The 19,878-nt window shown below is 70.5% G+C and carries 20 protein-coding genes and 3 pseudogenes; 14 read left to right on the top strand and 9 right to left on the bottom strand.

Going from position 1 to position 19,878, the window contains the following annotated elements; genetic code table 11:
- The first annotated feature begins 95 nt into the window (after window positions 1–95).
- From ACX28W_RS29870 to ACX28W_RS29900, 7 genes are read left to right on the top strand one after another with little or no spacing between them, the layout of a single operon-like run.
- A complete protein-coding gene (locus tag ACX28W_RS29870; RefSeq protein ID WP_459002847.1) occupies window positions 96–1,016 on the top strand; it encodes a VOC family protein in 921 nt (306 codons plus the stop codon).
- Window positions 1,017–1,047: 31 nt separating this feature from the next.
- Complete coding sequence (locus ACX28W_RS29875; protein ID WP_459002848.1) at window positions 1,048–2,496, top strand: NAD-dependent succinate-semialdehyde dehydrogenase; 1,449 nt, start codon at window positions 1,048–1,050, stop codon at window positions 2,494–2,496.
- Entirely contained in the window at window positions 2,493–3,263 is a 771-nt protein-coding gene (locus tag ACX28W_RS29880; RefSeq protein WP_459002849.1) for a fumarylacetoacetate hydrolase family protein, read from the top strand. Before ACX28W_RS29875 ends, ACX28W_RS29880 begins: the two co-directional genes overlap by 4 nt.
- Window positions 3,260–3,631 carry a VOC family protein gene (locus ACX28W_RS29885; protein WP_362076974.1) on the top strand — a complete coding sequence of 124 codons (372 nt, stop codon included), beginning with the start codon at window positions 3,260–3,262 and terminating at the stop codon, window positions 3,629–3,631. The genes ACX28W_RS29880 and ACX28W_RS29885 overlap by 4 nt, the downstream gene beginning before the upstream one ends.
- A gap of 49 nt (window positions 3,632–3,680) precedes the next feature.
- Window positions 3,681–4,466 (top strand): alpha/beta fold hydrolase, encoded by a 786-nt coding sequence (locus ACX28W_RS29890; RefSeq protein ID WP_459002851.1) that lies wholly within the window; start codon window positions 3,681–3,683, stop codon window positions 4,464–4,466.
- On the top strand, window positions 4,463–4,942 hold the full coding sequence (locus ACX28W_RS29895) for a GlcG/HbpS family heme-binding protein (RefSeq protein ID WP_362076968.1): 480 nt from the start codon (window positions 4,463–4,465) through the stop codon (window positions 4,940–4,942). The genes ACX28W_RS29890 and ACX28W_RS29895 overlap by 4 nt, the downstream gene beginning before the upstream one ends.
- A gap of 3 nt (window positions 4,943–4,945) precedes the next feature.
- The gene (locus ACX28W_RS29900; RefSeq protein WP_459002852.1) at window positions 4,946–5,986 is read left to right on the top strand and encodes a methionine synthase II (cobalamin-independent)-like protein; all 1,041 of its coding nucleotides are present in this window, start codon (window positions 4,946–4,948) and stop codon (window positions 5,984–5,986) included.
- Window positions 5,987–6,104: 118 nt separating this feature from the next.
- Here the strand turns inward: ACX28W_RS29900 and ACX28W_RS29905 are convergent, their stop codons facing one another.
- On the bottom strand, window positions 6,105–6,392 hold the full coding sequence (locus ACX28W_RS29905) for a putative quinol monooxygenase (protein ID WP_459002854.1): 288 nt from the start codon (window positions 6,390–6,392) through the stop codon (window positions 6,105–6,107).
- Window positions 6,393–6,598: 206 nt separating this feature from the next.
- Between ACX28W_RS29905 and ACX28W_RS29910 the strand changes: the two genes are divergently transcribed.
- The 5 genes from ACX28W_RS29910 to ACX28W_RS29930 all read left to right on the top strand — a co-directional run bounded on the left by ACX28W_RS29910 (window position 6,599) and on the right by ACX28W_RS29930 (window position 13,164).
- Window positions 6,599–8,047, top strand: coding sequence for an aldehyde dehydrogenase family protein (locus ACX28W_RS29910; protein WP_459002855.1), 1,449 nt, complete (start codon window positions 6,599–6,601; stop codon window positions 8,045–8,047).
- An 87-nt stretch (window positions 8,048–8,134) separates the two neighbouring features.
- Entirely contained in the window at window positions 8,135–9,346 is a 1,212-nt protein-coding gene (lhgO, locus tag ACX28W_RS29915; protein ID WP_459002856.1) for an L-2-hydroxyglutarate oxidase, read from the top strand.
- Window positions 9,347–9,480: 134 nt separating this feature from the next.
- Window positions 9,481–10,341: an amidohydrolase family protein gene (locus ACX28W_RS29920; RefSeq protein WP_459002857.1), complete on the top strand. Its 861-nt coding sequence runs from the start codon at window positions 9,481–9,483 to the stop codon at window positions 10,339–10,341.
- A 13-nt stretch (window positions 10,342–10,354) separates the two neighbouring features.
- The gene (locus tag ACX28W_RS29925) at window positions 10,355–12,064 is read left to right on the top strand and encodes a thiamine pyrophosphate-dependent enzyme (protein WP_459002858.1); all 1,710 of its coding nucleotides are present in this window, start codon (window positions 10,355–10,357) and stop codon (window positions 12,062–12,064) included.
- 20 nt (window positions 12,065–12,084) lie between these two features.
- Window positions 12,085–13,164, top strand: a complete 1,080-nt coding sequence (locus tag ACX28W_RS29930) for an Ldh family oxidoreductase (RefSeq protein WP_459002859.1) — start codon at window positions 12,085–12,087, stop codon at window positions 13,162–13,164.
- 139 nt (window positions 13,165–13,303) lie between these two features.
- Here ACX28W_RS29930 and ACX28W_RS29935 read toward each other — a convergent pair whose 3' ends face one another.
- From ACX28W_RS29935 to ACX28W_RS29945, 3 genes and pseudogenes are all read right to left on the bottom strand, one after another.
- Entirely contained in the window at window positions 13,304–14,254 is a 951-nt protein-coding gene (locus ACX28W_RS29935; RefSeq protein ID WP_459002860.1) for an alpha/beta hydrolase fold domain-containing protein, read from the bottom strand.
- 356 nt (window positions 14,255–14,610) lie between these two features.
- Window positions 14,611–15,064: pseudogene (locus ACX28W_RS29940) on the bottom strand (DinB family protein); the annotation flags it as partial.
- A 643-nt stretch (window positions 15,065–15,707) separates the two neighbouring features.
- The gene (locus ACX28W_RS29945) at window positions 15,708–16,196 is read right to left on the bottom strand and encodes a GNAT family N-acetyltransferase (protein WP_459002862.1); all 489 of its coding nucleotides are present in this window, start codon (window positions 16,194–16,196) and stop codon (window positions 15,708–15,710) included.
- A 185-nt stretch (window positions 16,197–16,381) separates the two neighbouring features.
- On the opposite strand from ACX28W_RS29945, the pseudogene ACX28W_RS29950 reads away from it, so the two are divergent.
- Window positions 16,382–16,555, top strand: a pseudogene (locus ACX28W_RS29950) (IS5/IS1182 family transposase); the annotation flags it as partial.
- Window positions 16,504–17,436 (top strand): annotated as a pseudogene (locus tag ACX28W_RS29955) (phytoene desaturase family protein); the annotation flags it as partial. The pseudogenes ACX28W_RS29950 and ACX28W_RS29955, both read left to right, overlap by 52 nt.
- 194 nt (window positions 17,437–17,630) lie before the next feature.
- Here ACX28W_RS29955 and ACX28W_RS29960 read toward each other — a convergent pair.
- From ACX28W_RS29960 to ACX28W_RS29980, 5 genes are all read right to left on the bottom strand, one after another.
- Window positions 17,631–17,786: a DUF6131 family protein gene (locus tag ACX28W_RS29960; RefSeq protein WP_459002864.1), complete on the bottom strand. Its 156-nt coding sequence runs from the start codon at window positions 17,784–17,786 to the stop codon at window positions 17,631–17,633.
- 89 nt (window positions 17,787–17,875) lie between these two features.
- On the bottom strand, window positions 17,876–18,481 hold the full coding sequence (locus ACX28W_RS29965) for an alkaline shock response membrane anchor protein AmaP (RefSeq protein WP_459002866.1): 606 nt from the start codon (window positions 18,479–18,481) through the stop codon (window positions 17,876–17,878).
- 30 nt (window positions 18,482–18,511) lie between these two features.
- A complete protein-coding gene (locus ACX28W_RS29970) occupies window positions 18,512–18,994 on the bottom strand; it encodes a DUF6286 domain-containing protein (RefSeq protein WP_459002947.1) in 483 nt (160 codons plus the stop codon).
- 277 nt (window positions 18,995–19,271) lie between these two features.
- Entirely contained in the window at window positions 19,272–19,685 is a 414-nt protein-coding gene (locus ACX28W_RS29975; protein ID WP_459002867.1) for an Asp23/Gls24 family envelope stress response protein, read from the bottom strand.
- Window positions 19,682–19,852 (bottom strand): hypothetical protein, encoded by a 171-nt coding sequence (locus tag ACX28W_RS29980; protein ID WP_459002869.1) that lies wholly within the window; start codon window positions 19,850–19,852, stop codon window positions 19,682–19,684. The genes ACX28W_RS29975 and ACX28W_RS29980 overlap by 4 nt, the downstream gene beginning before the upstream one ends.
- Between the last annotated feature and the right edge of the window lie 26 nt (window positions 19,853–19,878).

Consider the following 19,878-nt stretch of genomic DNA (forward strand, 5'->3'; position numbering starts at 1 on the left):
CGGATCAGGTCGGAGGGAAGCAACGGCGCCTTGTCAGCGCACCAGACCCCGCGTCTCCGGCATGATCCGCCGGACAGGCCCTAAGCGAGGAATCCATGGGAATCCAGAGAATCGAATCGGTCACCTACACCATCGACGATCTCGACGAATGCGTCCGGTTCTTCGACGACTTCGGACTCTTCCTGCTGGAGCGGACCGACGAGCACGCGGTCTTCGAGACCCTCACCGGGCAGACCCTCCAGCTGGACACCGACCCCGGCCCGCTGCTGCCACCCCCGGTGGAAGCCGGCCCCACCTTGCGTGAGGTGGTCTGGGGAGTCGACACCCCGCAGGAGTTGGAGCGGCTGGTGACGGCGGTGGGCCGGGACCGTGAGGTCCGCGAGAGCGCCGACGGCGTCCACCACACCGTGGACGAGACCGGATTCGGGGTGGGACTCACCCTGGCCCGGCCGAAGTCCGCGGACGTCACACCCCGGCCCGCCAACGCGCTCGGCAGCGTGAACCGCTGGAACACCGGGCTGGAGCCCATCACCCGGATACGCCCGCTGCGCATGTGCCACGTGGCCCTCAACATCCTCAAGGAGGGGCGCAAGGAAGCCGTCGGGTTCTACGTGGACCGCCTCGGCTTCCGGCCGACCGACGTCGTCGAGCCCATGGGCGTGTTCATGCAGGCCCCGGGCGACGACGACCAGCACACCATCCTGCTGTGCCACCGCCCCGACCGGGCCGGCGTCAACCACATCGCCTACGAGGTCCCGGGCTTCGACGACGTGGTGGAGGGCGGCAACTACATGATCGACCACGGCTGGCGGGAGGCCCGCCGGCTCGGCCGCCACACCGTCGGCTCCAACGTCTTCCGCTTTCTGCACGCCCCGTGCGGCGGCCGCGTCGAGTACGCCGCCGACATGGACCGGGTCGACGACACCTACGAGACCCGTTTCCACGAGACCACCCCGCCGCACCACATCTGGGCGCTGCGCACCAACCGCGACCAGCAGGACGCCCCCGCCTCCTGACCCACCATTCAGCCAGCCTGAAAGGGCACCCATGAGCACCGACCACGGCTACCCCGCCGTCCGCATGTACATCGCGGGCGAGTGGTGCCAGGGCGGCACCGGACGTACCGCCCCGATCGTGAACCCGGCCACCGAGGAGGTGATCGGAGACGTACCGCTGGCCACCACCGACGACCTGGACCGCGCCCTCGACGCGACCGCCGAGGGATTCCGGACCTGGCGCGACACTCCGATCGCCCAGCGCACCGCCCTCCTGCACGCCGCCGCCGACCTGCTCACCGAGCGCAGCGCGGAGGTCGGCCGGATCATGACCCTGGAGCAGGGCAAGCCGCTCGCCGAGGCGACCGGAGAGGCCCGCCGGGTCGCGGACACCCTGCGCTGGCACGCCGACGACGCCCGGCGTGCGTACGGCCGCATCATCCCGTCCGCCCCCGGCACGCTGCTGTCCGTACGCCGCGAACCGGTGGGCCCCGTCGCCGCCTTCGTCCCGTGGAACTTCCCGGCGGGCGGGCCGATGCGGAAGATCTCCTCCGCGCTCGCCGCCGGCTGCTCCATCGTCATCAAGGCCTCGGAGGAGACTCCCGCCACCGCCGGCGCCCTGGTGCGCTGCTTCGCGGACGCGGGCCTCCCGGCCGGAGTACTCAACCTCGTCTTCGGCGAACCGGCCGAGGTCTCCGCCCACCTGATCGCCTCCCCGGTCATCCGCCTCGTCGCCTTCACCGGCTCGGTCCCCGTCGGCAAGCTGCTCGCCGCCGCCGCAGGGGAGGTCATGAAGCCCTCCCTGATGGAACTGGGCGGCCACGCTCCCGTGATCGTGTGCGCCGACGCCGACCCGGCGAAGGCCGCCCGTCGCGCCGCGCAGGCCAAGTTCGCCAACGCCGGGCAGGTGTGCACCTCGCCGAGCCGGTTCCTGGTCCACGAGAGCCTCGTCGAGGACTTCACCGCCGAGTTCGTGAAGGCGGCCGAAGCGGTCGTCGTCGGTGACGGCCTGGCCGAGGGCACCACCATGGGACCGCTCGCCAACGAGCGCCGGCTCCAGGCGATGCAGCGGCTGACCGCCGACGCCGTCCGCCGCGGAGCCACGGTGCGCACGGGCGGAGAACGCCTGGACCGCGCCGGTTACTTCTTCGCGCCGACCGTCTTCACCGACGTACCGGCGGACGCGGAGCTCCTGCACGAGGAACCGTTCGGCCCGATCGCGCCCATCGTGCCCTTCAGCGACGTCGACGCGGCGCTCGCGACCGCGAACGCGCTGCCGTACGGGCTGGCCGCGTACGGGTTCACCGAGTCCGCCGCCACCGCCGAGCACCTCGTGCGCGAGCTGGAGGCCGGGATCCTGTCCGTCAACCACTGCGGCGGCTCCGTCAGCGAGGCCCCCTCCGGCGGCGTCAAGGAGAGCGGCTACGGCAGGGAGGGCGGCCCCGAGGCCCTCGACGCGTACCTCATCACGAAGCGCGTCTCCCACCTGTTGGTGCCATGAGGTACACCCGCCTCTCGGTCGGCGGACGAGCGGTGTGGGGCCGCGTGGGGGAGGAGGACATCGAGCTGCTGTCCGAGTCCCCCCTCGATGGCGATCCCACGGTCATCGGCACGGTGCCGCGCGCCACCGCGACCTGGCTGCCCGTCGTCGTCCCGCCCGTGTTCTATGCCGTCGGCTTCAACTACCCGCGGCACATCGAGCACGCCGGCGCCGACGTCCCCACCCGCCCAGAGGTGGGCTACCGGGCCAACAACGCGCTGACCGGCCACCTTTCCCCCATCGTGAAGCCACAAGAGGGAGCGGGCCGGTTCGAGGCCGAGCCGGAACTCGTCGCGGTCATCGGCCGCACCCTGCGACACGCCACCCACGAGGAAGCCCGCAAGTCCGTCTTCGGCTGGACGATCGGCAACGACGTCAGCGCCCGCGCCTGGCAGCACCAGGACCGTACGTTCTGGCGCAGCAAGAACAGCGACACGTTCAAACCGATGGGGCCGTGGATCGAGACCGATGTGGACGCCCTGGCGCAGACGACCACGCTCCGCGTGAACGGGGAGGACCGCGCGTCGTTCCCGACCGGTGACATGGTCTTCGACCCCTTCGACTACATCGTCGAGATCACCAAGCACATCACCATGCACCCCGGCGACGTGCTGTGGATGGGCGCCGAATCCACCTGCCAGATCCAGGCGGGCGACACCGTCGACGTCGAGATCAGCGGTATCGGCGTGCTCTCCAACCCCGTACATCCAGAAGGGAACCACGCATGAGCAACGCACCCCGCTACATCCACCACGTCAACTTCCCCACCACCGACCCCGACCGGACCGCCGAGTGGTACACCAGGGTCTTCGGGATGAAGCGGATCATGCCGAAGTCGAACACCCGCGTGGTGCTGATGACCCGCGGCAACTTCGACCTGCACTTCACCCCTGTCGAGGAGATGGAGCGCATGGCGCCCTATCACTTCGCGGTCGAGGTCGACGACTGGGACGACTTCCTCGCCCACCTCAAGGAGCTGGGCATCCGGCACACCCGCCCGATCGAGCGCCCCGAGAACCAGTCCAAGTTCTGCTACATCCACGACCCCGACCACACCATGATCGAGCTGGTCTGGCACGGCAAGCGCCCCAACTGACCACGCGCCGACCGGAGTTCATTCCCAGCACCGCTAGGAGTTCATCCCCATGCCCATCGCCGACTCCGACGGCACCTCCCTCTACTACGAGCGCCACGGCAACGGTCCGGCGATCCTGTTCGTGCACGGCAGCGGCGGTCACCATGCCGCCTGGTGGCAGCAAGTGGCCGCGCTGCGCCAGGAGTTCACCGTCGTCACCGTGGACCTGCGCGGCTTCGGCAACTCCGACTCGTCGATGCCCGAGTTCGACGGGCAGGACTTCCCCGGCGACGTGGTCGCCGTGCTCGACCAGGAGGACCTGACCGACGTCATGCTCGTCGGCCAGTCCATCGGCTCCGTCGCCGCACTGCGAGCCGCCCTCCTGCGGCCCGAGCGCGTGTCCTCGGTCGCCCTCGGCCACTCCCTGGGCGGCATCAGCCACCCGGAGCTGAAGGAACTGGCCGCCGCGGACCGCGCCGAGGCCGTCAAGCTTCCGGTCATCGACCGGCTGCTCACCAAGGCGTTCCAGCAGGAGCGCGCCGACCTCACCTTCCTCTTCCAGCAGATGGGCACCTTCAACGTCGCGAAGATGGCCGACCTGCGCAACCTCGACACCAACGGCCCGTCCCTGGAGGACATCCAGGCCTCGGGCGTCAAGGTCGCCTTCCTGGCCGGGGAGAAGGACGCGGTGCTCAGCGTGAAGACCGTGACCCGCGCCCACGAACTGCTGCCCGGATCGCACCTGGAGATCGTCCCGGACGCCCCGCACTCCATGTACTGGGAGACGCCCCAGAAGTACAACGCGGCCGTCGCCCACCTGCGCCGCACCCTCACCGCACCGAAGGAAGCCGTATGAGCAGCCTCACCCTCGACGCCGCCGACGAGATCATCGACGCGGCCCTCAAGCGCGCCCACTCGCTGGGGAAGGCGGTGAGCGTCGCCGTGGTGGACGCGGGCGGCTTTGTCGTCAGCGTCCGCCGCTCGGACGGGGCACGTCCGCTCACCCCGGACATCGCCCGCGCCAAGGCGTACACCGCGGCCGTGATGCAGCGGCCCGGCAAGATGCTGAAGAAGTGGCAGGAGAGCCAGCCGGTGTTCTTCTCCCAGCTCTCCCAACTGCCCGGCGCGGCCCTGCCGATCATGGCCACCGAGGGCAGCGTCACGATCAAGAAGGACGGCGAGATCATCGGCGGTCTCGGCATCGCCGGCGGCACCGCGGACGAGGACCAGCAGGTCGCCGACGACGTCCTCGAATCCCTCGGCTACGAGCTGGAGTTCGCCGCCTGGGGCGTCGCGGGCAAGCCCGCCGGGGACACCGGAAAGGACGCCTGAGCCATGGCGGATACGTTCAACTACCGCATCGACCACCACGGCAGCCTGGTCCGCCCCTCCGAGCTCCTCGCCGCGCGGGCGGCGGGGGACCCCGAGGCCCTGCACGCGGCCGAGGTCAAAGCGGTCGAGGAGGCGGTGGTCCTGCAGCGCAGGCTGCGCTCCACGGTCGTCACCGACGGGGACTTCCCCCGCGAGGACTTCCGCGGCGCCGTCTTCGACGCGGTCTCCGGATTCCGCCGTACGGAGGAGGAAACCCCCGACGGCCTGACCCGCTGGGTGGCGGAGTCCCTGCCGAAGGCGAACGGCCCGCTGGTGGCCGACTGGGCCGGCCGGCTGTCCGAGCTGACGGTGATCGCCCCCAAGGTCTCCCTGCCGTCCCCGGCCTATCTGGCCGCCACCACCTTCGCACCCGAACTGGCCGCGTCGGGCGGCCCCGCCTCGGCCCGTGAACTCGGCGAAGCACTCGCGGAGATCATCCACGCGGAGATCGAACTGCTGGTCTCCCGCGGCGTGCGCCTGATCCAGCTGAACAACCCGCTCCTGCTCGGCCACATCGCCGCGGACCCGTCGGTCCCCGGCGTGCTCTCCTTCGAGGACGCGCTGGCCGTCGAGGCCTTGGCGGTACGACTGGACGAGCGCCCGGAGGGCGTACGGATCGGCGTCTCGCCCGGCTGGGCGGCCCCCGCCGCGGTGGACCGGGCCCGGGCCGAGCGCCTGTACGGCGAGGTCCCGGCGGACCGGTGGGTCCTGCCGTACGACCAGGGCACCGAGGCCGAACTCGATCTCCTCAAGGCCCTGCCCGAGGACCGGGACGTGTGCCTGGGCGTTGTGGACGCGACCGTGCCCGCACTCGAGGACATCGACACGGTGATGGCCCGGATCGACGCCGGTGCCGAGTTCAAGGACATCGAGGACATGGCCATCGCGCCGTCCCGCGGCTTCGCCGACTCGGCGGCCCGGCCACTGCTGAGCGCCGAGGACCAGCGCCGCAAGATGGTCCTGGTGGAGACCCTCGCCCGCTACTGCTGGGGCAACGAGTTCTGATCCAGGGCCGACGAAGAGCCGGGAAGCGCATCCGCGCTTCCCGGCAGGGCTTTCAGAGCACCTCGGCTTTCAGAGCACCTCGGCTCTCAGAGCACCTCTGCTCAGAGCACCTCGGCTCTCAGAGCACCTCGGCGAACGTCACGGTCCGCTCCGCCAGCAGCGGCAGCACGCACCCCACGATGAGCTCCGCGAAGTGATCCGTCGCCTTGTGCGCCTCGAAGCCGGCCCGGTCGGTGTACTGCTCGTAGAGCACGTACGAACCCGCCTGGTCGGCCTCGGCATGCACCTCGTAGGCGAGGTTCGCGGGCTCGGTCGGCGTGAGGTCACGCATCTTGAGCAGCGCTGCGCGCACGGTGGCCTCGTCGGCGGGTGCGCACCGGTAGTGGGCGACGACAGCGAACGCCATGTCTTTCCTCCGGATGGGTTGTGCGGTAGGGCCCGCCGATTCCAGCACGAATCCCCTGATGAGCGACCCGCGCGGAGCGAAAGCAATGTCTGCCCCCGCGGGGCTGGTCGCCCAGGTCCCTCTTCGTGTGTTGTCAGTCTGGCCCCCTGGCCGTCCCATCTGGTTGACCGCGGCCCGCACCGCGGCAGACGAGAGAAGTGATCTTCATGCGAACCCTGGAAGCGCTCTCCGGCGGAGAGTGGGTGGCGACGGGCGAGTGGATCGACGTCCACGACCCCTCCGACCTGCGCACCCCCGTCGCCCGCGTTCCCGCGCTGAGCGCCGCCGACGTCACCCGCGCCTACGACCACGCGGAGCGCGGCTTCGCCGTCTGGAAGCGCACCAGCCCCTTCGAGCGCGCCCGGATCATGACCGAGGCGGCCCGGCTGCTGCGCGAGCGCGTCGCGGACATCGCCGAGGACCTGGCCACCGAGATGGGCAAGACCCGCGCCGAGGCGACGGTGGAGACGGTCAAGGCCGCCGACTTCCTGGAGTACTACGCGGGCATCGCCCGCCAGGGCTACGGGACCCTGTTGCACGACGCCCGCCCCGACACCCGCACCAGCTTCCAGCGGGAGCCGATCGGCGTCGTCCTCGCGATCACCCCGTGGAACGACCCGCTGATCACCCCGGCCCGCAAGCTGGCTCCCTGCCTCGCGGCGGGCAACGCGGCGATCCTCAAGCCGGCCACCGACACCCCGCAGGCCGCCCTGCACTTCGCCCGCGCCCTGCACGACGCGGGCCTGCCGGCCGGTGTCCTCAACGTGGTCACCGGCCGGGGCTGGGAGATCTCCGAGGCGCTGATCTCCGACCCGCGCCTCGTCGCGCTCACCTTCACCGGCAGCAACGAGGTCGGCGAGGGGCTGCGCGCCCAGCTCGCCCACACCGGCGTCCGCTTCCAGGGCGAACTCGGCGGCAAGAACGCCACCGCCGTCCTCGCCGACGCCGACCTGAACGCCGCCGCCAAGGCCGTCGCCGCCGCCGGCTTCGCCCAGGCCGGGCAGCGCTGCACCGCGACCAGCCGGGTGATCGTCGAGCGGTCCGTGTACGAGGAGTTCACCCGGCTGCTGCTGGCCGAGGCCGCCGCGCTGCGGGTCGGCCCGGGTCTTGCCGAGGGCACCACGATGGGGCCGCTGGTGAGCGCCCGGCAGCGCGACAGCGTCCTGTCCGACGTCGAACGCGCCGTGAAGCAGGGCGCGACGGTCCTGGCCGGCGGCGACCAGCCGAAGGACCAGGCGCTCAGCCACGGCTGCTACGTCAACCCCACCGTGCTCGGCGAGGTGACCCCGAACATGGACATCTGGCGCGAGGAGGTGTTCGGCCCCGTCGTCGCCCTGTTCCCGGTGGACTCCTTCGAGGAGGCGGTCGACGCGGTCAACGACTCCGTCTTCGGCCTCGCCGCCGCCGTGTTCACCCGGGACCTCGGCGCCGCGTACCGCTTCGCCGACGAGGCCGAGTGCGGCCAGATCGCGGTGAACACCACCACCTCCGGCTGGGACGTCCACCACCCCTTCGGCGGCTTCCGGGACTCCGGATCGCCGTTCAAGGAGCAGGGCGAGGAAGCCCTGCGCTTCTACACCCGCGTCAAGACCGTCGCCGTCCACTTCGGCGCGTGACGCTCGCGCGAAGGGTCGCGCGAACGGTCGTGCGAACGCTCTCGCGAGCGGTCGCGCAAGGAAACTCGCAAGGAAAGGAGGATGCCGATGGCTGACGAGACGATCGGCATCGTCGGCGCCGGCATCGTGGGCCTGGCCACCGGCCGTGAGATCGCCCTGCGCCGCCCCGGCACCCGGGTCGTGGTGCTGGAGAAGGAGCGGGAGGTCGCCGTCCACCAGACGGGGCACAACTCGGGGGTGGTGCACGCCGGGATCTACTACAAGCCCGGCAGCCTCAAAGCCCGACTGTGCACCAAGGGCATGGCGATGATCCGCGAGTACTGCCAGGAGCGGAACCTGCCGTACGACGAGTGCGGCAAGCTGGTCGTGGCGGTGACCGACGACGAAGTGCTCCGTATGGAGGCGCTGTACGCCAACGCCCTGGAGAACGGGGTGCCCGGCGCTCGCAGGGTCTCGGCCGGTGAGATCCGCGAGATCGAGCCGTACGCCATGGGCCGGGCGGCCATCCACTCCCCGCGCACCGCCATCACCGACTACACCGCCATCGCCCAGTCCTTCGCCAAGGACATCGAGGAGTCCGGCGGCGAGGTGCGGCTCGGCTTCCCGGTCACTCGCGTCACCCGGCTCACCGGCGGCGGCATCGAAGTCGCCTCCGGGGCCGAGACCCTGAAGGTGGACCGTCTCGTGCTCTGCGCGGGACTGCACAGCGACAGCGTCGCCCAGCTCGCCGAAGACGGCTCCGATCCGCGGATCGTTCCGTTCCGCGGCGAGTACATGACGGTCGCCCAGGAGAAGGCACACATGGTGCGGGGCCTCATCTACCCCGTGCCCGACCCGCGCTACCCCTTCCTCGGCGTGCACTTCACCCGCCGAGTGAACGGGGAGGTGGAGGTCGGCCCCAACGCGGTGCTCGCCCTCTCCCGCGAGGGGTACCGCCTCACCGACATCGACCTGCGCGAACTCGGGCGCATCGCCGCCTTCCCCGGCATCTGGCACCTGGCGAGGCAGCACTGGCGCACCGGCATCAAGGAGATGCGCGGCTCGCTGTCGGTGCGGTCCTACATGAAGGCAGCCAAGGCGTACGTCCCCGACATCGACGCCTCGGACGTGGTGCGCGGCGGAGCCGGCGTACGCGCTCAGGCGCTCGGCAGGGACGGCTCGCTCGTGGACGACTTCGCCATCCATCGAGTGGGCGCGGTCACGGCCGTACGCAACGCGCCCTCGCCCGCCGCGACCTCGTCCATGGCGATCGCGGAACACATCGCCGACACCGTTTTCGACTCCGCCGCCGCAACCTGAAAATGCCCTGCGTGCAGCGCTGTTTCGCGCAACTAGTGCTTGCATCCCCAGGGCTCGGCAAGGGCGCACGGCCCGCCTAGCGTTCCTTTCGCACCACCGCAGACCACACCCCCCGACGAGAGAGAGCTCACGCCATGTTCGTTGTCGACACGCAGATCCACATCTGGCTGGAAGAGACCCCGGACCGTCCCTGGGTCCCGGGCGCCCGGGAGCGGATCCGCCTCAACGGCCACCGCGAGGAGGCCTTCTCCTACGAGGAGGCCCTGGAGCTGATGGACGAGGCCGGCGTCAACCGCGCGCTGATCCTGCCGCCGTCCTGGGAGGGCAACCGCATCGACTACGCCCTCGAGGCCTGCGAGGCGCACCCGGACCGCTTCGGCATCATGGCCCGCGTCCCCCAGGACAACGAGGTCGAGGGCACGGCCATGCTGAAGGACTTCGCCCAGAACCCGCACATCAAGGGCACCCGCCTCACCTTCCACCGGCCGCAGGACCGCAACTGGATGATCGACGGCACCAACGACTGGTACTGGCCGATCGCCGAGGAGCTCGGCGTCCCCACCATGGTCCACGCCCCGATCTGGAAGCGTGAGCTCGGCCAGATCGCCGCCAAGCACCCCGGTCTGAAGATCATCATCGACCACATGGGCATCATGGCCCGCTGCGTCGACGACGCGATCGGCTACTGGGTCCAGGAGACCGCCGACCTGGCCGTGCACCCCAACATCTACGTCAAGGTCTCGGCGCTCCCCGGCTACTCGACGCAGCCCTTCCCGAACAAGAACATCGAGAAGTACGTGCGCGAGATGGTCGACAAGATGGGCCCGCAGCGCTGCTTCTACGGCACCGACATCACCCGTCTGCTCGGCCACGGCATCACCTACACCGACACGATCGAGCAGTTCACCAAGCACTGGGACTTCACTCCCGAGGAGCTTGAGTGGATCATGGGCCGCGGCATCAGCGAGGTCCTGAACTGGCCGATCGAGGGCTGAGGAACCACCAGAGATGAGTGACAGCAAGAACACACCGGGCAGTGACGGCGGTGAGGCCCTCGTGTCGGCCTTCAACGCCGTCGGTGCCGACTACCTCTTCTGCTCGTCGGGGTCCGAATGGGCCCCGGTGTGGGAGTCCCTGGCCCGGCGTCACCGGGACGGTGACCCGGCGCCGGAGTACCTGGACCTCACCCACGAAACGGTGGCGGTCGGCATGGCCACCGGATACGGCCTGGTCAAGCGGCGCCCGCAGGGCGTGCTGCTGCACGCGGCCCCCGGGCTGCTGCAGGGCTCGATGGCGGTGCACGGCGCGCTCCTCGCCGGCGTCCCGATGGTGGTCACCTCCTCGGAGTCGAGCACCTACGGCGACGGCCCGGGGCAGGACCCCGGCGGTCAGTGGTACCGCAACCTGTCGATCGTGGGCGGCCCGCACAACATCGCGACCCCGTTCACCAAGTGGTCCAACGAGGCCGCCAGCGTCCACACCCTGCCCACGATGATCACCCGGGCGGCGGAGCTGTCCTGGCGGGCCCCCACCGGTCCGGCGTACCTCAACATCCCGCTGGAGATCCTCCTGGAGGAGTGGGACGGCCGCGAGGCCAAGCCCATCGTCCCGCCGGGCTCCACACACAGCTCACCCGAAGAGGTCGACCCCGTCGCCCAGATGATCCGCGAGGCCGTCAACCCCGTGATCGTCACCGAGACGGCGGGCCGCGAGGCGGGCGGCTTCGAAGCCCTCGTCGCCTTCGCCGAGGCGTGGAACATCCCGGTCGTCGAGCCCGACTCCGCGGTGTGCGGCAACTTCCCGCGCACCCACCCGCTGCACGCGGGCAGCGACATCGGCCCGTGGATGGACGAGGCGGACCTCATCCTTCTCGTCAACTGCCGCGTCCCGTTCTACCCGCCCAGCCGGCGCCCGTCCAAGGCGAAGATCGTGGTCATCGACGAGGTGCCCCAGCGCCCGCACGTCGTCTACCAAGTCCTGTTCGCGGACCGGTACTTGGAGGGAAACGTCGCCAACACCCTGCGCCAGCTCGCCAAGCGCGCCAAGGATCTCGACGGGGTCGCGGTGACCGCGCGGCGGGGAGCGCAGGAGGAGCGGCACGCCGACGAGCAGGCCGCGATCGCCGCGGCCGAGGCGAAGGCGGCGCGGGCCGACGGCATCGACCCCGTGCTCGTCGCCGCGACGCTGCGCGGGCTCCTCGACGGCTCGGACGCGATCGTCGTCGACGAGACCATCACGCACAGCCGGGTCGTCAAGCGCCATCTCCAACAGGACGCCCCCGACTCGTACTTCTACGTGCAGGGCGGACTCGGCCAGGGCATCGCGGTGGCGCTGGGCGTCAAACTCGCCGCCAAGGAGCGGCCCGTGGTCCTCACGATCGGCGACGGCGCGTTCACCTACAACCCGGTCCTCCCGTCGTACGACGCCGCCAAGGCGTACAACCTGCCGGTGCTGATCGTGGTCTTCAACAATCGCGTCTACAAGTCGATGAACCTCAACCACCGCAGGTTCTATCCCGAGGGCGCCGCCGCCGAGACCGGTGAGTGGCTCGGTACCGACCTGCACCGGCTGCCCCGACTCGCGCAGTTCGCCGAGCCGTTCGGCATGCACACCGAGACCGTCGACGCGCCGGACGGGCTCGCCCCCGCCCTGGAGCGTGCCCTCAAGGCCGTGGCGGAGGGCACCACCGCCGTCGTCGACGTTCTCGTCACCCGCTGACCCAGGAGGCACCCGCCACCATGACCGACACTCCAACGCCCAAGCCGGGCAAGGTACTTGTCCCAGCCGAGGAGCTGCGCACCTTCGCCGCGGCCCTCCTCGAGAAGGGCGGCCTCAGCCCCGAACACGCCCGCACCACCGCCGACGTGTTCGTCTGGGCCGCGCTGCGCGGCGTCGACTCCCACGGCACCGCGCGTGTCCCCGCCTACCTGGAACTGCTGGCCAAGGGCGTGGCCAACGCCAAGCCCGAAATCAAGGTCGAGTCCGGCACGTCCGCCGTCGCCGTCCTGGACGCCGACCGGGCGCCCGGACCGGTGGCCCTCACCGCGGCAGCGGAGGAAGCGGTGACCCGGGCCAGGGTGAGCGGTGTCGCCGCCGTGGGGGTGCGCCGCACCGTGCACACCGGCGCCATCGGCTACTACGTGTCGAAGATTGCCGAACAGGGCCTGGTCGGCATCGCCTTCGTCGCCGGGATGCCCAACATGGGCTACACCGGAGTCAAGGGTGCCGCCGTGGCCACCAGCCCGCTCGCCATCGCCGTGCCCGCCGAGAGCCACGCCCCGCTGCTGCTCGACATGGCCACCGCCACCATCGCCCTGGGCAAGATCCGCCAGGCGAAGGCGAGCGGCACCCCGCTGCCGGAGGGCGCCGCCGCCACCGAGGACGGCACCCCCACCACCGATCCTTCGCTGGCGGTCATGCCGCTGCCGTTGGGGGGTGCCAAGGGGTCCGGCATGTCGATCGCCTTCGAGCTGCTCACCAGCGTGCTGGTCGGGGCGCCGATCTTCGCCGCCTTCCACTCGGACGATCCCCAGGGCCGCAAGCACCGCCAGAACGCCCTGATCATCGCGATCGATCCGGCGGCCTTCGGGGACGCGGCCGGCTTCACCGCGGCCGTCGACGCCACGCTGAACACCCTCAAGGGGCTGCAGCCGGCGGACGGCGCGGCGGGCGTGTTCTATCCCGGCGAGCGCAGCGCCTCCGTGGCCGTGGAGCGTGCCGCGAAGGGCGTGCCGGTGGCGCCGAAGGTGTGGCGCGAACTGACGGAGAGCGCGGCCAAGCTGGGCGTCACACCGCCCGAAGCCCGACAGCGGGGCTGACAGGTCTCCATGAAGGGGGATGGAGGGACAGGTGGCGGGGCGCCCGAGGTATGACGGCCGCCCCGGCCGCCCAGTCCGCTCCGAAGCGCCCGCCGCCCACTCGACCGGCGCCCGGGAGCCCCGGCGTCGGGCAGCCTCGTCAACCGGCGCCGGGCGCCCCGGCGTCGACGGCCCGCCGCACCTGCCGGGCGATCAGGGCGTAGACCTCCCGGGCCTTGACGTCGTCGGTGCCGTCGTAACCGTGGTCCGCTTCGGTCACGTCGTAGTGCTGGACCAGCGCGCCCGCCCGCTGCAGGCGTCCGGCGTAGCGCTCGCCCTCCGCCTTGAGGAGGTCGAACTCCGCCGTGACCACCAGGGCCGGGGCGATGCCCTTGAGATCCGCGGTGTCCGACGGATGGGCGGGGGACACCAGCCGGTCGGCGCGCTCGCGCGGGTCGGGCACATACGAGGAGTCGAAGACCTCCGCCATCCAAGGGCGCAGCACCGGCTTGGGGATGGCGGCACGCTTGTCCTTGGCGCTCGTCACGAGGTCCAGCGGCGGGTAGTGGAGGACCTGCAGCGCGATCGAAGGTCCGCCTTCCTCGAGCGCCTGGCGGGCCACCGCCGCCGCGAGAGCGCCTCCGGCACTCTGGCCACCCACGGTGAGCCGGCTGCCGTCCCAGCCGTGCTCCCCGCCGTGCTCGGCGATCCACCGTACGACCTCGAAGGCCTGCCGCGTCGGTGCGGGGAACGGGTGTTGCGGGGCGACGACATAGTCCACATTGATCACGGCCACACCCGCCTCGGCGGCGAGGCAGCGGCACAGCGGATCGTCGATTTCCGTCAGGGGTATGACGTAGCCACCCCCATGGAAGTTGACGTGAACCGGCGGAGGTGCGCCCTCGGTCGCGGGCATGTACACCACGACCCGGGCCGGAGCGACCGAGGTGGGGACCGTCAGTTCGCGTGCGTCGCGGGGGAATTCCGGGAACCGGCCGTGCAACGAAGCCGCGGAGCCGCGGCCTTCGGCACGCCGGCTCGCGAACACGGTGAGTCGCTGGATCGACTTGGCTGCGAAGGCGGCCACGGACGGCCGGGCGAGGAGAGACATGCGGTTCCATTCGTCGAGCCGTGGCGCCCATCGACAGGATTCCTGTCAATTGGGTGGGGCGATGCTAGCACGGGCCGGTGAAGCCTCCTAGGTGATTGCCGAACCGGACAGGCGGCTTTCACCGCATGACGGCTCTCCAGTGATCTGCGTTCGGCACACTGAACCGCCCCGGGGCTGATGGAGGCTAGATTCTCTGAGAGGGTCGAGTCATGGCCCGTCCATCTTCTGCCCTGCCGAGCTTCGGGAGCGTGCGGTGCGCATGGTCGCGGAGGTCCGCCCCAACTACCCAACCGAGTGGGCCGGGATGAAGGCGGTCGCCGCGAAGCTGGGGATCGGTGCGGCGGAGAGGCGGGCTGCTCGCCGGCGGTGCCGTCGATGGCTTCGCGGAGGAGATCCGCGTGGCCGACGTGGCGGGTGTACTCCTCGATCACGTGCCAGAGGACGAACCGCACTTGGGTGTCGCCGAACTACGGGTTCGGCACGATGCGCGACGGGTCCTCGGTCACCTGCGCGAACACCTGCCGCGACTCCTCGCACGCCTTTAGGTAGTCCGCGTAAGCCTCGGTGGCCGGCGTAGGGTCCGACTCGTCGTACCACTCGTCACCGGAAGCAGTGACGTAAGTCCGATAAGGGAAGAACCGAGGCGTCGTACCTGCCGGCGTCCGCTGGAACCAGGCACGCTCGACCCCCTGCAGATGGCGCATGAGCCCCCAGCAGGGTCAACGCCGAGGAACGCACGGGCCGTTGCCGCAGTTGCGTGTCCGAGAGACCCTCGCACTTCCACAGGAAGGTCGTCCGGTGGTAGTCGAGGTTGCGCCGGGTGCAGCGTCGCTCGTGCCCGGCCGGTCGTTGGCCAAGCTCCGGTCTCCCCTTCCACTGTCTCTTGGATTGGAGGGGAGGCGCTCACTCCTCGTGAGGCCGAGGCGGGGCTGCCCGGCGGTGCGCCATGGGGCGGCGTGCCGACGCCGGCGTTCCCATGCCGGGGCTGGTTCATACGGCCGCGAGGGACACCTCGGTCGACTTGATCAGGGCGGTGGCGGAGGAACCAGCCCCCAGACCGAGATCGGTGACGGCACTTCGCGGACGTCCTTGGCCTGTTCCCGATGACTTCGCACGTGGAGTGTGGCGATTCTTGAACCTGGTCAAAAGGGCACTGAGCTGCGGGTTCCGCTGCAGGGCGACGGTCTGCCCGACCTGTTTTCAGACAGCCGTCACGTGGGAGCCGTCACGATCCATTCCCCCCTCGAACAGGGGCGGTGCACTGGTGCTTTGCGGCCGTGTCTTTTTGGTGGCGCAGGTGTTGACGTGACTCCGAATGGTGCTGGAATCTCTGTGAGCCGACGCCCCGAGCCATGCACCGTGGCCGACGGCCTTGGAGGACGGCGCCCAGAACCGATGACTATATGACCTGGGACGACGCGTCGGCTTGCAGATCCCGCGAAGGTGACTGAGCCTATGCGAGTTCCTTCCGCATCAACGTGCACATCGTTTCGTAGCGGCGCAACGATCCGTCAGGGGCTTGCTCGTCCCACGAGTCCGGCTGACGGTCGTACGCGACATAACCTAGCCTTTCGTATAGCGCACGTGCCCGGGGGTTACTTTCCTCCACAGCCAGCTCGGCCTGCCGCAGACCGCGGTTCCTGATCCGCAGTTCTGCGGCTTCAACAAGGAACGTGCCGATCCCACACGACTGCAATGCGGGGTGGACGGCCAGCTGCCACAAACTGCCGACGCCCTCCTTGACCTGGTAGTCGACGCCCCCCTTCGCCACAGGGATGTCCGTTGCAGGGCAGACCGCAAGGTAGTCGACCTCGCCGATCCGGGCACGTTCCAACTGCTTGGCGACGCCGGCCAGGTGGTGGTCAGACCCTGCCCACCCGCACGACGCCAGGTCCGCATGTACCAGATCACGGGCTGACAGCTTCAACACAACGTTGATCATCTTCAGTACCTCCGGCGAGCCAGCATCCACGCCGAACACACGGGGCGCAAAGCCGTTCCCTCAGCCCACACTCCTGGCTCACGGGCCCCGCTACTCAAGCAATCAGACGAACGCTGCTACGGAAAGCGAACGAAGCCAGCCGCGTGAGGCCACCGCGAATGGCCGGCAGCTGAGATGATCTTGCTGTGTCTGGTGTGATCACGGCGTCCGAGCCGTCCTGGACAGCCCCGTTCACCGGGCTCAGCCCGCGGCAGTTCGGCAAGCTGGTCGCCGCGCTGCGGCGCGAAGGTGCGGACCCGGTTCGCAAGGGTCGCCCGTGGAGCCTGCCGCTGCAGGACCGGGTCCTGCTGGTCACCGCGGCCGGTTGCAGCATCGCGACGGCGTCCTGCGGTGCGGGGAGCGCGCCGTATCCGTCGTCGTACGGAGTGGCAAGGCGGTGGGCGTAAGGACAGCCGGCGGCGAGACCGTCGGCGCGCAGCGCGACGTCCTCGCAGACGCATCGGCGCCGGCCCTGTACCGGGAGCTCGTGGGCGAGGAACACCTTCCGTCCCGCCTCTTGCGGGACCTGGAACGCTTCCAGTGGGGTTTCGCGACCTTCAGGTCGACTGGGCGCTGACCGGCCCGGTGCCGTGGACGGGGCCGCAAGCCTCCGGCGCGGGGACGGTCCACGTGGCCGACGGCATCGACGGCCTGACCCGGTTCGCCTCGCAGATCGCCATGGGACAGGTCCCCGACGAGCCGTTCGCCCTGTTCGGTCAGATGACCACGGCGGATCCCAGCCGCTCACCCGTCGGCACGGAATCGGCGTGGGCCTACACCCACGTCCCGCAGCACATCACCTCCGACGCCGGCCCCGACCGTGTCACCGGCCGCTGGGACGCCCGCGAACAGGAAACCATGGCGGACCGCATCGAGGCCCAGGTGGAACGGTTCGCGCCCGGCTTCTGTACACGTATCCTCGCCCGCCGGATCCTGGCCCCCACCACCCTCCAGGCCATGAACGAGAACCTCCACAACGGCGCCATCAACAACGGCACCACCGCCCTGCACCGACAGGCGATCTTCCGCCCCGTCCCCGGCACCGGCCGACCCGAGACCCCCCGTCAAGGGCCTCTACCTCGCCTCCGCGGCCGCCCACCCCGGCGGAGGAGTCCACGGAGCCCCCGGAGCCAACGCCGCCCGAGCCACGCTACGACCGTACGGACTGCACACCCTTCTCCACCGTGCCCAACGAATGTGAACCGCCCGACACAACATGCTCGACGCGTTCATCGTCCGGACGCGTCCGGTCCCCGCTCTGGTGCGCGTACTCCAGCATGCCGCCCGGTGACTGCCGCGCTTCCCGCAGCCCCTCGTCATCGGGGGAGGCGTCCGCGCGCCTGCTGTCACCGATCCCGGGGAGTCGGTGACAGCATGGCAGGCCGCGTAAGGCGATCACCAGTAGTGGCGTCGACCGGCGATGGCGTGTCCCATCCCGCCGAGGATCCACAGGATGGCTCCGACGACCAGCAGGATGACCCCGATGGTCCACAGGATGGATATCGAGGTGACGAAGCCGACGACGAGAAGAATGATGCCCAGGATGATCATGATCTCTCCATGGGGGAGTGGTGCCAATGCCCCTGCGAACGGGGAGAGACCGCAAGGGGGGTGGGCACGGGGGATGGTTGGACTCCTCCTTACTCCGTGCGGTGCGGTTTGTGGCCGGCGACCTGCAGGCGGACCTCGGTGGGCATGTGAGGGGAGCCGGTGGACCGACGGGCGGTTCGGAGGGGGCCTTCGCACAGGGCATCGAGGACGGTGCCGGGTGCCGCCTGAGAGGTGAGAACGAGTCCGACGCGGGTGCGAGGGTGGGCAGGGCGGCCAGTGATGCGTACGGCCGTATGCTCAACGCCTGGCAGGGCACTGGCTTCGGCGGCGATCGCGTCGCTGAGCGCGCGGTCGCGCAGTTCGACGCCTTCCTGCGGGGGTGTGCCGCCGACGGGCAGCGCTCCGGGGCGGCGTCGGCGCAGTTGGGCGAGCAGCCACCACAGGGCGAGCAGGGCGACGAGGGCGAGGGCGGCGATGACCGCGGGCCACCACCAGCCCTGGCTGCTCCAGCGGGCCCGGTCGGCGGCGCTGAGCAGGACGTCGTCCGGAGTGGTCAGGGGCCAGCCGACGGGCGGGACCAGATCGTGTCGCCGGTAGACGTCGAGCCCGGCGAAGAGGATCAGCAGACCGCCGCCGAGCAGTACCAGCCCGGCGAGGGCCAGCAGACTGCGGTTGACTACGGGACGCGGCGTCATGGTGCGGGCTCCGGTACTGGTGGTTTTCGGTCAGTCGGTGCGTCGCCGTACCCGTACGACGATGCGGGGAGGACGGGCGAGGGCGAGCTGGTCGCACTCGTCGTCGAGGACGGCGGTGAGGTCGTCCTTCACCTGTTGGGTGTCGCGGAAACGGACGTTCGCAAGGGCTTTGGCGCGGTGGCGCCGCACCCGGATGCGAGCCTTACTGACCCCGGGTACCCGCATGGCGGCGTCGCGCATCAGATCGGCGGCACCGTCTCGGTCCAGGGAGGCCCGCAGCCCGGGCGCGGGGGAGCGCAGGGGCAACCAGTGGCGCAGGCCCGGAGTGAGGGCCAGCAAGAGCAACCAGACGCCGACGGCGGCCGCCACAGCGGCTCCCGTGAGCATCCACACGTCGTCCACCGGGCGGCTGGCCAGTTCGCCGGCCAGGTGCCGGCGCCAGGCTGCCGCAGGGCGTCCCGCCCGTACGGCGACGACGTCGACCAGCGCCGCGCCCGCCGCCACGAGAATCACCAAGGCGACCAGCGCGGCCGGAAGGCGGCGCGCGGACCATGGCCGGTGTGTTTGGTGCCCTCTGTCATGTTCACCGGCCGTCAGGTTCGGTGGGGGCACGTCGTGTTCTGGCGGACCGGGTTCTGTCGGCTCCCTCGGCTCCTCTGGCTCCTTCGCCAATGGCACTGTGGCAGGGCGCGCGCGTGGCGCGGAGCTGCGGATGGGAGGGTCCGGGTCGGGTGTCATTCCGGTCCTCCTTCTTGCGTGGCGTGACCGGCGGCCCCGGCCGCGCGGCGGCTCACCGGACCCGTCCCTGGTTCGCGCCGGCGGCGGTCACCAGCCGCCGGACGGTGAGCGTGACCTCTCCCACCTTCAAACCGGTCAGTTGAGCCACCCGTTCGGCGACGTCTTGCCGTATCCGCTCGCAGGCCTGGGGGATGTCGGAGGGGTAGGGCAGGTCCATGGCCAGGTGCAGGCGCACCGATCCGGTACGGGTGGCCGCGGAGGCGGCGGGCGCCGCCGGTCCGTTGCGGTCGGGCGGTATGGCGGCGCGCCGGGACTGGGCCGTGCGTGCAGCTTGGGCGGCGATACGGGCGACCACCCTGTCCGGTATGACGGTGGCGCCCCGCTCGGCCGGGGGCGGTAGGCCGGCGGCCCGCGCCGGTGGGCTGGACCCTTCGCCGAGGGGCGGGGAACCGGGCCGGGTGTTCACCGCTGCCTCCGCCCATGGAGGTCGAGGTCGCCCTGCACGACGAGGCCGAGGATCAGCCCCGCCGTCCCCAGGACGAGAACGAGCAGGAATGCCCAGAAGCCGCCGAAGTAACCGGCGAAGCCCAGGGCCATGCCGGCCACGAGGCCCGTCGTCGCTGTGTTCATCATGCACTCACCCGTCTCGCGAGCGTCCC

Source organism: Streptomyces sp. SD15, assembly GCF_054462255.1.